Raw genomic sequence first — 12,582 nt, 5'->3', positions numbered from 1 at the left:
GGGCGATATAACCGGCCACACTGGTGGCAATACCCCCGGTCGTGACCGCCGCGAAATAAACCTACGCCAGCGGCGTCCGTTCGACGACCGTTCCGTCGTAAGTGGGGTACTGCTCGACGATCTCGCCCTCATCGAGGTCGCCGTCCTCGATCATTTCCTCGAGGAGCCACCACGCCAACTCGACGTGATCCGGTTTGACCGTGTAGAACTCCTCCGGGACGCCGAGTTCCTCCAGTCGCGCTTCGGTCTCCCAGGTCTTGCCGTAGACGATCGTGCCGTCGTCGGTGATCTCGTCGAACTCCCGGCGGACGTTTCTGGCCATCCGCTTGAGCCGCGAGCGGTGCTGGGCGGCGTCCTTGAAGACGCTGGTACAGAAGTAGACCTTCTCGTGATCGCCCATCCGCTCTAGGATGTCGTGTGAGCCCTCGACGGCCGACATGTGGTCCTCCTTCAGTTCGAAGCCCTCCTCCTGCATCCGGCGGTAGTTGCCGTCGGACATCTCGAACTCGTTGATGTTGCAGAAGTCGGCGGCCCCCTCATCGAGGAACTGCAGAAACTCCGGTTCCGCGCGGATCCCGGGGATCTCGAAGGCGGGCGTGATGCCTTCCTCGCGGGCGACGTGGAGAATCTCCTCCCATTCGGTACCGTGGAGGTCACCCCACAGCTCCAGCGGGGGGTGAAAGCGGATCTCGTCGAGGCCCGCCTCGGCCAGCCGACGCATGTTCTCTCTGCCCCCGGTGATCCCCGTATAGAGGTGGGTGTGGTGGTCGGCCCCGAACTCCTCTTTCAGGAGGCTGATGTACCGACAGGTCCGCTCGAGAACTTCCTGGGGTTCCCCGCCGGTGATCGAGGAGCCCAGCGCGTCCATCCGTCTGGCCTCCTCGATGATGTCCCCGTCGTCCTCGACGGGGCGTTCGTTGGCGTATACCTGCGTGACGTTCTTTCTGTTCTCGCCGAGCGGGCAGTAAAAACAGTCGCGCTGATCGCAGTAGCCGTAGACGAAAAGCACCATCTTGCCGCCGACGGCACACTGTTCACAGCCCTTCGAGATCATTCGTTGTGTCTGTTTGGCCGTCGAGGCTGAAAAGTCGCACGTTCCGGCCCGGCGGCTCCCGGGGAGCACGCGACGGCCTCGCTGGTGCTCCCGACGGGCCCACCCGGAGACCGGCGTCGGAAGGACACGAACCGGGGCTACTCCTCGTCCTCGGCGGTCGGGACGGGACCGGTCCCGACGACGTCACGGATAGCGGCCTCGAAGGCCTGTCTCGTGTCGAAGTACACCTCGTCGCTCTCCTCGAGCACGTCGGCGAGTTCACGGGGACCCTCGGGCGTCCGGATCGTCGTCCCGCCCTCGCGGTCGATGACCTCGCTTTTCTCGATCGCATAGTGGAGCCGCGAGGCCACCCGTGCGGGCGGGGCGCCAGCGACGGGAGCCCCGTCGCCGAGCGGGACGGCCGGTCCCTCTTTTTTCTCCTCGTCGTCGGTCATACGGCGGCCTTCGGTGCGTCCGATCCTAACCCTTACGGAGCGGATGGAGGATTTGATAGGCTTCGAGACGAAACGAGGGGTATGTATCGCTGGGGACACGTGGGTGCGGCGCTGTTCTGTTATGCGCCCGTTGGGGCGGTGTTGACCCGGACAGGAGCCCCGGAACTGGCGCTTTTGGGGGCCACCGTCGCGGTTGCGCTCGCGACCGTTCCCGACGCCGACGAGTACCTCCCGATCGATCACCGGGGGCCGACCCACACGGTCTGGTTCATCGCAGGCGCGGCGCTCCTATCGGCCGGTGTCGGATGGGCACTCGGGGCCGCCGTCGGCCGTCCGGTCGCCATCGCAGCGACGGTCGGGACGGCGGCGGCGCTGTCGCTTACCTCCCATCTGCTCGCCGACAGCGTCACGCCGATGGGGATCCGCCCGTTTCGCCCCGTCTCAGCGTGGCATTACACGTTCGACGTCACGCCCGCCGCGAACCCGCGGGCGAACGTGGCGCTTCTCGGCGTCGGGAGCGCCGTCACCGTCGGCTGTCAGGCGCTCGTACTCGGGATCCAGTAACCGTCGTTCGCGACACAACCGGTTTCGACCACAACCAATTTATATTTCCCCGTGGTATTATTCAGTTGTATGACCCAGTTTAGCGAATTCAGCGACGTCGGCGAAGCGGAAGTAACGCGCGCTATCGGCGCCGAGTGGACCGAGGAGTTCATGGACTTCACGGAATCGGACGTCATCATCGTCGGCGGCGGCCCTTCGGGGCTGATGGCCGCGAAGGAGCTCTCCGAACGCGGCGTCAAGACGATGGTCGTCGAGAAGAACAACTACCTCGGCGGGGGCTTTTGGCTCGGCGGCTTCCTCATGAACAAGGTGACCGTCCGGGACCCCGCCGAGAGCGTCCTCGACGAACTCGACGTCGACTACACCGAATCCGACGAGACCGAGGATCTCTACGTCGCCAACGGTCCCGAGGCCTGCTCGGGGCTCATCAAGGCAGCCTGTGACGCCGGCGCGAAGATGCAGAACATGACCGAGTTCACGGACATCGTCATCCGCGAGGACCACCGCGTCGGCGGGATCGTAATGAACTGGACGCCGGTACACGCCCTGCCGCGGGAGATCACCTGCGTCGATCCGATCGCCGTCGAGTCCGATCTGGTCATCGACGCGACGGGCCACGACGCGGTCGCCGTCTCGAAACTCCAGGAACGGGGCGTCCTCTCCGCGCCCGGGATCGAACACGCCGACGAGCACAACACCGGGATGGATCAGACCGACGAGGGACAGTACGGCGCCCCCGGCCACGACTCGCCCGGCCACGACTCGATGTGGGTCGGCGAGAGCGAGGACGCCGTCGTCGAGCACACCGGCGTCGTCCACGACGGCCTCATCGCGGCCGGCATGGCGACGGCGACGACCTACGGCCTCCCGCGGATGGGGCCGACCTTCGGTGCGATGCTGCTTTCGGGCAAGCGGGCGGCCCAAGCGGCGATCGAGGAACTCGGTGTCGACGCGCCCTCCGTGGACGTGACGACGCGGCCCGAGCCGGCGGACGACTGATCGAAGCGGTCGCACCCGACACTGCACCGGGATTTTTATTCGGGGCTCTCGCCTACTCCGATGAGACCCCCTGGGCTGACACGACTCCCAGCACGTCGCGGCCTGCCGTGACGGGCGCCACTTCGTCGTCCCGATCCCCGGTCCAGCATGTCCGGCCGGGGACACTAATACGCTTGGTTGCGCCGGTCTACAGAAAAACGCCCCGACAGGACAGAAACCGGCCGACTGGGGACACGGTCAGCGAGTCCGAAAGAGCCACAGACTGCACAGTATCCGGCGCAATCGTAGTTAGAGCTCGAACAGTTCCTCACCGGGCGCGACGTGCTCTTCGACGGTATCGGTATCGATCGAGATACCCAGTCCCGGCTCCTCGGGCACCTGGATCGTGCCGTCCCGGATGAGATCCTCGGCCTCGGTGTGCATACCGTCCCACCACGGTACTTCTCGCGCGTGCCACTCCAGCGCAAACGCGTTGGGAACGGTGGCACAGACGTGGACGCTGGCCATCGTTCCGATGGGACTCGAGATATTGTGCGGGGCGAGAGGCACGTCGAACGCGTCGGCGACCGTTGCGATCTTCCGGAACTCGAGCAATCCGCCGCATTTCTGGATATCCGGTGCCGCGACATCGATCGCCTGTTGGGTGAAAAACGGGACGAAATCCTCGACTCGAGTGAGGTTCTCCCCCGCCAAGATGGGCGTCGACGTGCTCTCCGAGACTTTACCGTGGGTCTCGGCACTCTCGGGCGGCACTGGATCTTCGATCCAGTCGAGGTCGTATTCCTCGACGTTACGGGCGATTTTCGTTGCGGTCTCGACCGAAAAGTTCCAGTGAAGATCGAACCCGAGAGTCGGTTCGTATCCGATCTCTTCGCGCACTGCACGAACGATGTCGACTTTGTGTTGGATCGCGGGCCCTGATAGCCGCCGTGTCGCAGTGTCGGCTTCCTCGGTCTTTACGTCGAGATCGAACTTCAGTGCGTCAAATCCCTCATCGATGACCTGACTCGCCGCCTGCGCGTACGACTCCGGCGAGTACACCTCGCGGGGGTTTTCCGACGTGGATTCCGCCAGGTTCTCACCCGCGTGACAGTCGGCGTAGATCTGGACCTCGTCGCGGTACTTCCCCCCGAGCAGCTGATAGACCGGAAGTCCGGTGACCTTTCCTGCGATGTCCCACAGCGCGATTTCGATCCCGGACACCGCTGCCTGGGAGTATCCGGTCGAACCCCCCAGTCCCGAGAGCAGTTGTGTCATGTGTTCTACGAGTCGGTCGATGTCCAGCGGGTTTTGCCCGACGAGGCCGGGCTTGAGGAACTCGGCGTGCTCGCCCGCTGGACCCGGAAATGCTTCACCCAGGCCGTATATGTCGGCATCGGTCTCGACCTTGAGAAGCACCCACGGAAAGTTGCCTTCGACGACGGTAGACTTGATGTCCGTGATCTCGATGTCCCGGTCGGGATGGCGACGCTGATCGGTCTCACGCAGGTCGCGCCACCCGATACCGCCTTTCATGTCCGCTACCAGCTGGCGATACTTTGACTCATCTGACATACGTTACTCTGTCGCGTTCTATCTTAATAAAGCCCGAGAAGTCGAGTTTTCCTCCACCGATCAGTTCCGAGATAGGCTCGGCTGTTTCACTGTCTTCAGAGAGAGTGTTATTCGTGATACCCGTCGGCAACTGTCCCCGTCAAGAGCCCGACGAACCCGAGTCCGAACGTCTCGTATCGCCGATCGACGGTCCGATCGACCAGCGCGGAGCGGGCAGTATCGATCCGGCGGGAGAGTTCGTCGTCGACGGCACCGAACGGGGCCCGGAGGACATCGGCGGGCCCGAGGGCCGGCGATCCGGCCGCGACGAAGGCCCTGAAGGCCGGGGTCAACGGCCGCCCGCAGGCGCGCTCGGAGGCTGTCGCATCGAGCAGCCCGATCCGGCCGCCGGGACCGAGACGATCACACCACAGATCGACGACCGCAGCCGGGTCCGAAAAGAGCCCACAGACGAACGTCGCGAGGACGGCGTCTGCCTCCCGTATCGGCGGGTCCGTCGCGTCGCCCACCACGACCTCGACGTTTCCGTACCCGTCGATCCGCCCGCGGGCCACCTCGAGCAACGGCCGGGTGAGGTCGACGCCGGTGACGCGGCCTTCCTCGCCGACCACCTCCCGGAGATACGGGAGGTTCGCGCCGGTTCCACAGCCCATCTCGACGACCGTCGCGCCCGGGGAGGCCACCCGCCGTGCCGCGGCCCGGCGCCACCGACCGACCCCGGGGGCGGTCGCGATCCGGTCGTACAGCGCCGCCCAGCGGCTATAAAACGACCGGACGGACGTCATCGACGGATCTCGCGGATCGCCTCGACGACCGCGGCGGCGTCGGAACCGAGCACGTAACAGACCGGTTCGACCCCGAACCCGCCGGTCTGATACAGCACGTCGGCGTCGGGGGTCGCCTCGATCGCCCCGGCGATCGCGTCCTCGAGGTCGGCCTCGGCGTCGAACTCCACTGTCTCGTAACCCGCGGCTTCGAGCGACTGGATGATCCCGTCGTCGTACCGGACGTTGAGCGCCGCCCGGGCGTCCGAGCCGGCGCGTCTGGCCGCAAGAAGCAGCGAGGCGACGTGCTCGGAGACGCCGAATTCGGGGTCGCCGGGGACGGTCGCCCGGCCCTTGACGTCGAGGATGCGGCCGGGGACGGCCGCCACGTCGTCGATCGTCGTCGCGTCGGGCAGCGCCTCGACGAGGTTCGATCCGACCGCCGGGACGAGCGCGGCGAAACCGCTCGTGTTCTCGAGCGTCCGGACCCCGCGGCGCACCGACGACCGGACGCGTTCGGTCATCCGGAACTCACCCTCCGGATCGTGGATGTCGAGCGGACCGTCGTGATCGGCGATCGGCGGATAGGCCGCCTCGTGGAGGCGGGCGAGCAGATCGCCGCGTTCGAGCCGGCGGATGAACACCTCGGTTTCGACGAGCGCCTGGACGCGGCTCATCTCGCCGGTCGTCAACCCCTCCGCGAGCCCCTCGACGAACTCGAGGAAGCGATCGTCGCGTTCGATCTCCGCGTTGGTCTCGACCTCGCCGTGGGCGTACTTCGAGACGGCGCTTTGGCTGATCCCGAGCAACTCGGCGACCTCGCTTTGGGTCAGCTCACGGTCGCGCAGTTCGCCGGCCAGAACCGTCCGGAACGTCGGGAGGAACTCCTCGACGACGACCTCCTCGATGAACCTCATCGGTCGAGCTGTCCTCCCCCGAACTCGTCGTCGACCTGGATCCGGGAGGCCTGCGGTCCGGTCTGGTCCTGGTACTTCGATCCGCGCTCGCGCCCGTAGGGCGATTCCGCGGGCGTCTTCAGCTCGGTGAAGATGACCTGCGAGATCCGCATATCGGGGCTCAACGCGACGGGGGCGGTCCCGAGGTTCGAAAGCTCGAGCGTGATCTGGCCCCGGTAGCCCGGGTCGATGATGCCCGCCGTCGCGTGGATGACGATCGCGAGTCGACCCAGCGAGGACCGCCCCTGGACGGTTCCGAGCAGGTCCGGCGGAACCTCGATCCGTTCTTTCGTGGTTCCGAGAACGAAATCGCCGGGGTGGAGGATGAACTCCTCGCCCTCCTCGACGTAGGTCTCCTCGACGTACTCGTCGACCTCCTGTTCGCTGTTGGGGTGGATACAGGGGATGTTGGTCCGCTGGAACTCCAGGAACTCCCGTCCGAGACGGAGATCGATGCTCGCCGGCTGGATCTGTAGCTCCGGATCGGCGATCGGTTCGACGATGAGGTCGCCGTCCGTCAGCCGCCGACGGATGTCGGCATCGGAGAGGATCATACACCGACTCGGGACGGCAGGAGGTTAAAACCGAACGATCCCGCGGGCTGGATCCGCCGGAACGTTCAGGTACCACCGCCGACGACAGTCGGACAGCGCATGTTCACCCACGACGAGGTCGCCGGGATCGTCGATCTCTTCGGCGCGCTCACCCACGAGGAGGCGGTCGAAGCGCTCTCCGAACTGGCCTACCGGCGCGGCGAGGATCCTCCCTCCGAGGCGATCGGCGAGGCGATCGAGGCGTTCGCGCTCGTGGAGTTCGAAAGCGGCGACGATCGGCTCCTCGCGCCCGGCCCGGCCGCATTCCCGGAACTTCCGGCGGGAAGCGAGGATCTGCCGCATATCCTCGATGTCGGAAAGCGATCGGTCGATCGCGACGCGATCGAACGGGCGGCCGTCGAACGGCTCCGCTCGGAGGTCGATCGGGTCACCGCCGACGGCGACGGCGAGCGCGCCGCCGCACTCCTGGAGGTCAGCTACGACATCGAGGCGTGGAACGGGACCGACCTCTCGGCGGTTCGGGACCGACTGGAGCCGATCGCCGATGGCACGAACTAAAAACACCGGGAGCGTACGGGGCGTATGGACTGGGAGCGGGTGCGGTCCCACGAGCCGACGGCGGCCGTCGAAGGCGATCGGGAAGCGGCAGTGCTCGTGCCGGTCATCACCCGCCCGGACGGCGAACACCTCCTGTTTACGAAACGGGCCGACCACCTCGGGGAACATCCCGGGCAGATGAGCTTCCCCGGCGGGGGCTACGAGCCCGGAGACGAAGATCTGGCGGCGACGGCGAAACGCGAGGCGTTCGAGGAGGTCGACCTCGATCCCAGGGACGCCGAGATCGCCGGCCGCCTCGACGATATTCCGACGGTCACGAACTACCTCGTCCGGCCGTTCGTCGCGAAGGTGCCGGACCGCGAGTACGTCCCGAACGAGGCCGAAGTCGCCGAGATCGCCGTACTCCCGCTTTCTGCACTCACCGACCTCGAGAACTACGAATCCGAACGCCGCGACCATCCCTATTATGGCGACATCCGGATCCACTACTTCCGCGTCGACGGCTACACCGTCTGGGGCGCGACCGGCCGGATGCTCGTGCAGTTCCTCGAGTTGGCGACCGACTGGACGATGCCGCCGGAACCCGACCGGATCGTCGATCCGGACGCCGACTACCCGATCTAGCGGTCCCCGCGGATCCGGCGTGTCAGGGCGGCGGCGGCGACCCCTCCCAGGCGTCCATATCCGAGTAGAAGTTCAGCATGGCGAACTTCAGTTTCTCCGGCGCGATGTCGATGTGTTCCTCGCGCTCCTCGGGTGGGAAACTGGGGTAGACGCTGTACTCGTTGAGTTCCGACCGGCGCGAGCCGGTGTAGCGTTCGTCGACCAGGACACGGGCGCCGAAATCCTCCGGGGAGCGGATCACGCGACCCAGCGCCTGCCGCGTCTTCCGGACCGTCGGGATCTCGACGGCGTACCGCCAGCCGGCCTCGCCCTCGTTTTCGCCGTCGCCGAACGCTCCCTCGTAGGCCCGCTGGACGGCCTCCATTCGGTCGTCGAGATGCGGGTACGGGACGCCGACGACGACGACGCTTCTGGCGGCCTCGTCGTCGAAGCTGACGCCCTCGGCGAGCGTTCCCCAAAGCGAGGTGAAGAGGACGGCGTCGTCGCTTGCGATGAACTCCTCGCGGAGCGTTTCGGCTCGCGTCCCGGGCTCGTCGAGATACGGCGTCGACCCCCCAGAAAAGCGGTGATAGTAGCGTTCGGCCTCCGCGTAGCTCGGGAAGAACGCGAGCGTGTTCCCCGGCGTGAACCGGACCGTGTCCTCGAGAACACCCCCGACGGTCTCCTGTATCGTCGGGTCGTCCCGCTGGCTGGCGAAAAGCGCCGGCGTCTCGACGGCGTAGGTGCGCCGCCGCGACTCGGGGAACTGCTCGCCGTAGGCCATCGTCACCGGCTCCGAGAGCCCGAGAACGTCCTCGGTAACCTCGAAGGGACGGAGCGTCGCGCTCATCAGCACGGTCGCATGCAGCTCCTCGAAGAGCGGTTCGGTGACCTGCCGCGGGAGGCAGGTGTACAGCTCCGCCCGGCCAACGACGCCGGTATCGGTCCGCCGGACGCCGACGATCGGATACGTACCGGCGTCAGCTCCCTCGGCCATCCAGCGTTCGAGAAACGCCGCGGCGGTCAGCGTCTGACAGTCCGTGCGGGTCGTCGCCTCGCCCTGCTTGTAGGCTCGTTCGTAGCGGCGATCCAGTTCCTCGCCGAGGGCGAGCGCGGCCTCCAGATCCGCCTCGAACCCCTGGCCGGTGTAGTGCTCCAGAAACGAAATCGAGAGGTCGTCCCGTCCCGTCTCGTTGTCGACCGGGACGTCCGACCACGTCTCGTCGACCGCCTCGCGGTCCCCGAAGCCGAAGGAGGACTCGTAGGTCTCGACCAGCGCCTCGCGGAACGCGCCGAGGACGTTCGCGGCCGGGCCCGCGCGGGCGTCATCGACGTCTTCGAGTTCATCGAGAGCGGCATCGAGGGTCCGCTCGGCGAGGGTTCGGGTGGCGTGCTCCCGGGCGGCGTCGGCGACGTTGTGGGCCTCGTCGAAGACCGCGATGACGTCCTCGGGGTCGCGGCCGAGCCACCGGAAGAACTGCTCGCGGATCGCCGGATCGAGCAAGTGATGATAGTTGCAGACGACCAGATCGACGCCCTCCATGCCCTCCTTTAGCAGTTCGTACCCACACAGGTCGTGCGCGTCGGCGTATTCGTAGATCTCGTCGGGCGTCCGGACGTCCTCGTAGAGCCACGAGTAGAAAGCGTCGGTGTCGCCAGCGAGGTTGTTGTAGTAGTGCGAACAGGTGTTCCGCTCCTCCTCGAGCGCCTCGATGCTCGTTTCGAGTTCCTCGAGTTCCTCGAGTACCGCCCCGCGGGCCTCCGTCGCCGCGCCGTCGCCATCGCGGCTCGCCTCCAGCAGTTCACTCTCTTTGGCCTCGAGTTCGGCGATCTCTTCTTCGGTCTCGACGAGTTCCCGGGTCGTGTCCCGGAGCGCCTGACACTCCTCGTAGCCGACGTCGATGTGACACATCGACGCCTTCCCCCGGAAGACGACCGTCCGGATCGGCACCTGCTCGGTGATCGCCCTCGCCTCCTCGATGAACTGGCGTGTCTGTTGGTGGACGTTCGTCGTGATGAGCACCGTCTTGCCGGCCGCCCGCCCGTACTCCAAGGCCGGCACCAGGGAGGCGAGCGTCTTCCCGGTCCCGCAGGCCCCCTCGAAGAGGACGTCGCGCTCTTCGACGAGCGCCTCGCGGATCCGGCCCATCGCTTCCTCCTGGTGGTCGTATGGCTCCTCGTAGGGGAAGAACCGCCGGTGGCCGTCTGTCCCCGACACGGACGGAGATTGGTCGCTTTCGATTAAAAGGGTTCGGCGGTGTTTATTCGTCACAGCACGCCATCGCGCGTTCGATCGACAGCCTGAGGTCGGCGAGTTCACCGAAGAGGACGGCGACCGCCGACATCACCGGGTACTCGACGTCGAGGTCCTGATAAAAGTACGCCGCGATGTCGGGGACCTCGGCCGGCAGCCATCGCGTCCGCCGCTGCTCGAAGATCGTCGCCTGCCGTCGCTCGGAGACTGTCTCACATTTGTCCTCAAGGACGGCGAGGCGGCTGTAGTAGGCGTCGAGCGCCCCGAAAGAACGTTCCGCGAACGGGACCGCAGACAGATCCTCGAGTTCCACGGCGACCGTCGACAGCGTTTCGACGGCTCCCTCGATCGAGTCCCGTTCGGCGTCGATGTCCGTCAGAAACGACGTCCGGGAGGCTTTCGACTCCGCGATCGCAGACAGCACGGCCCGCTTGCGCCGCTCGTCGAAGGTCGTCCCTTCAGTCAGCGCGGCGGCGAGGTCGGGGGCGAACTCCTCGGCGAGACTCTGACGGTACGTGTCGCCGTAATCCTCGTCGTAGTGGGGGACGCTCATTACTGTCGCCTTGTAGGCGTCCCGGACGCGACCGAGGCCGCCACCGGCCGAAGACGTTTCGGCAGCGATCGTCCGGGGCTGTCCCGCCGGGACCGGCGGTCCAGTCGCCGTATCGATCGACCGAACGCGTCGTTCGAACGCCTCGAACGCTTCGAGTTCGTCGGCGATCCGTCGCCGCTCGCCTCGGAGTTCGTCCGCGGCCGCGTGCAACCGATCGGAGACCGCCGAGACGTCCGAACCACTCGCGTTCATATCTTAACGTCCCGGCGGCGGGGTATAACCGGTTATAATTGGGGTATAGACCGCTGAGAAGCGGGATCGATAGCTATTGAGTCAAACGTACGGCTATATAGGTCTCGTGACCCGGAGGGCATACACTGTCGGCGATACGTCCGTAATAAATCGTGTCACCGGGGCACGGGGATGTCCGAAGAGTATAGCCGACAGTATCAGGAGCCGAGTTCGAAGGACGGAACCGCTTCGCCGGACCGTTCCCCGCCGCCGGCGAACTCGACGCCGGTAATCTCGAATCGGGCCCCGCCGTCCTCCCCGTCGGTGGCATCGATCTCCCACCCATGGGCCGTCGCGATGTCCCGACAGATAGAAAGCCCGTGACCGGACCCGTCGGCGGCCGTCGTGACGCCCGATTCGAAGACTGCCTCGCCGTACTCGGGGTCTATTCCCTGTCCGTTGTCCTCAAGGTAGAACCCCCGCCGGGCTTTGAGTCGTCCGAGACGGACGACCCGCCCGCCGTCGGACTCGCGTCGACCGCCCGGGAAGCCGTGTTCCACACAGTTCCGAAACAGGTTCTCCAGCAGGTCCGCGAGCATCCCCTCGTCGGCGACGATCTCGAGGGCGTCGGGACGCTGTAGCGCTATCTCGGGTGTATCGACCAGACGCCAGGCGCGCTCGGCGACCGTGCCGAGGTCGACCCGTTCGGGTTCGGGGATGCGCTCGCCGGTCCGTAGGTACTGAGCCATGTCCTCGACGAACGTCTCCAGACGGTCGTGAACCTCCGCGACCCGGTCGAGATGCTCCGGATCCGGGTTCTCCCGTGCGGTTTCGAGCCGACAGTTCGCGATCATCAGCTTGTCCATTACCTCGTGTGTGAGCGTCGAGGCGGCCGTCTCGAGACGGTCCGGGTCCGCAGTCGCCGCCGACGCGCCGGAGGGAAGCTGCTCTAGGGCAGCCCCCGCGAGCGAGCCGATCCCCTCGGCCGTTCGCCGCGTCCCGCGGTCGAACGCGCCGGGACGGTTCGCGGTGGCAACGAGTATCCCCGTCGGTTCGATCGGGGTACACAGAAGCGATCGGTAGGACACCGTCGGCTGGGAGGCGGAACGCGATTCGGCATCCGGATCGTGGAACTGCCAGCCCCACGGGCCCTCGACCGGATCCGCGACGACGAGCGTCTCCTCTTTTTCGTGCGCCCGTTCGATGAGGCCGAGCTCGTCGGCGAGAGGGCCCTCCGAAGCGCCGGTGACCCCGGCCGTCACGCTCGCCCGACTCACGAGGTCGCCGTCCTCGGGGACGGCGAGTGCACACTCGTCAGCGTCGGTGAGACGGAACAACGACCGGACCGCGACGTCGTAAACCTCGGTCTCCGTTCGCGTGCCGAACAGTTCCCGCGCGACCGAGAGGAGTTCCTCGTTTTTCGACATATCAGGCGGCGTTCGGGTGGTAGACCGGTACGTTCGGTCGCACTGGCCACGCCTCCGGGATCGGTGACATCGCCGTC

At 66.2% G+C, this 12,582-nt stretch carries 13 protein-coding genes; 4 read left to right on the top strand and 9 right to left on the bottom strand.

All coding sequences use genetic code 11. The annotated features are described in order from the left end of the window. Window positions 1-61: 61 nt before the first annotated feature. Both KM295_RS05440 and KM295_RS05435 read right to left on the bottom strand, forming a co-directional pair. Window positions 62-1,054 carry a radical SAM protein gene (locus KM295_RS05440; protein ID WP_256028884.1) on the bottom strand — a complete coding sequence of 331 codons (993 nt, stop codon included), beginning with the start codon at window positions 1,052-1,054 and terminating at the stop codon, window positions 62-64. Between the two features lie 137 nt (window positions 1,055-1,191). Beyond that, window positions 1,192-1,488 (bottom strand): DUF5789 family protein, encoded by a 297-nt coding sequence (locus KM295_RS05435; protein ID WP_256028882.1) that lies wholly within the window; start codon window positions 1,486-1,488, stop codon window positions 1,192-1,194. An 81-nt stretch (window positions 1,489-1,569) separates the two neighbouring features. Between KM295_RS05435 and KM295_RS05430 the strand changes: the two genes are divergently transcribed. Next, window positions 1,570-2,052: a metal-dependent hydrolase gene (locus KM295_RS05430; protein WP_256028880.1), complete on the top strand. Its 483-nt coding sequence runs from the start codon at window positions 1,570-1,572 to the stop codon at window positions 2,050-2,052. A gap of 69 nt (window positions 2,053-2,121) precedes the next feature. Next, complete coding sequence (locus tag KM295_RS05425) at window positions 2,122-3,051, top strand: sulfide-dependent adenosine diphosphate thiazole synthase (protein ID WP_256028879.1); 930 nt, start codon at window positions 2,122-2,124, stop codon at window positions 3,049-3,051. Window positions 3,052-3,339: 288 nt separating this feature from the next. Here the strand turns inward: KM295_RS05425 and KM295_RS05420 are convergent, their stop codons facing one another. The 4 genes from KM295_RS05420 to dcd form a co-directional block, all read right to left on the bottom strand. After that, a complete protein-coding gene (locus tag KM295_RS05420) occupies window positions 3,340-4,605 on the bottom strand; it encodes a mandelate racemase/muconate lactonizing enzyme family protein (protein ID WP_256028878.1) in 1,266 nt (421 codons plus the stop codon). 107 nt (window positions 4,606-4,712) lie between these two features. Next, the gene (locus tag KM295_RS05415; protein ID WP_256028877.1) at window positions 4,713-5,390 is read right to left on the bottom strand and encodes a class I SAM-dependent methyltransferase; all 678 of its coding nucleotides are present in this window, start codon (window positions 5,388-5,390) and stop codon (window positions 4,713-4,715) included. Then, on the bottom strand, window positions 5,387-6,286 hold the full coding sequence (locus KM295_RS05410; RefSeq protein WP_256028876.1) for a thiamine-phosphate synthase family protein: 900 nt from the start codon (window positions 6,284-6,286) through the stop codon (window positions 5,387-5,389). Before KM295_RS05410 ends, KM295_RS05415 begins: the two co-directional genes overlap by 4 nt. Then, window positions 6,283-6,879 carry a dCTP deaminase gene (dcd, locus tag KM295_RS05405; RefSeq protein ID WP_256028875.1) on the bottom strand — a complete coding sequence of 199 codons (597 nt, stop codon included), beginning with the start codon at window positions 6,877-6,879 and terminating at the stop codon, window positions 6,283-6,285. The genes KM295_RS05410 and dcd overlap by 4 nt, the downstream gene beginning before the upstream one ends. A 99-nt stretch (window positions 6,880-6,978) precedes the next feature. Between dcd and KM295_RS05400 the strand changes: the two genes are divergently transcribed. Together KM295_RS05400 and KM295_RS05395 are read left to right on the top strand one after the other, a co-directional pair. Then, on the top strand, window positions 6,979-7,437 hold the full coding sequence (locus KM295_RS05400) for a DUF7109 family protein (protein ID WP_256028872.1): 459 nt from the start codon (window positions 6,979-6,981) through the stop codon (window positions 7,435-7,437). Between the two features lie 24 nt (window positions 7,438-7,461). Continuing rightward, a complete protein-coding gene (locus KM295_RS05395) occupies window positions 7,462-8,061 on the top strand; it encodes an NUDIX hydrolase (RefSeq protein ID WP_256028870.1) in 600 nt (199 codons plus the stop codon). A gap of 22 nt (window positions 8,062-8,083) precedes the next feature. On the opposite strand, the gene KM295_RS05390 is transcribed toward KM295_RS05395, so the two are convergent. From KM295_RS05390 to KM295_RS05380, 3 genes are all read right to left on the bottom strand, one after another. Then, window positions 8,084-10,258: an ATP-dependent DNA helicase gene (locus KM295_RS05390; RefSeq protein ID WP_256028867.1), complete on the bottom strand. Its 2,175-nt coding sequence runs from the start codon at window positions 10,256-10,258 to the stop codon at window positions 8,084-8,086. A 43-nt stretch (window positions 10,259-10,301) separates the two neighbouring features. Then, window positions 10,302-11,099: a DUF7260 family protein gene (locus tag KM295_RS05385; RefSeq protein ID WP_256028866.1), complete on the bottom strand. Its 798-nt coding sequence runs from the start codon at window positions 11,097-11,099 to the stop codon at window positions 10,302-10,304. A gap of 197 nt (window positions 11,100-11,296) precedes the next feature. After that, on the bottom strand, window positions 11,297-12,505 hold the full coding sequence (locus KM295_RS05380) for a sensor histidine kinase (RefSeq protein WP_256028865.1): 1,209 nt from the start codon (window positions 12,503-12,505) through the stop codon (window positions 11,297-11,299). Between the last annotated feature and the right edge of the window lie 77 nt (window positions 12,506-12,582).

Origin of the sequence: Natronomonas aquatica (assembly GCF_024449025.1) — an archaeon.
Taxonomy (GTDB): Archaea; Halobacteriota; Halobacteria; order Halobacteriales; family Haloarculaceae; genus Natronomonas; species Natronomonas aquatica.
The sequence above is the reverse complement of the archived record's forward strand: the minus strand, read 5'-3'. Positions and strand labels throughout refer to the sequence as shown.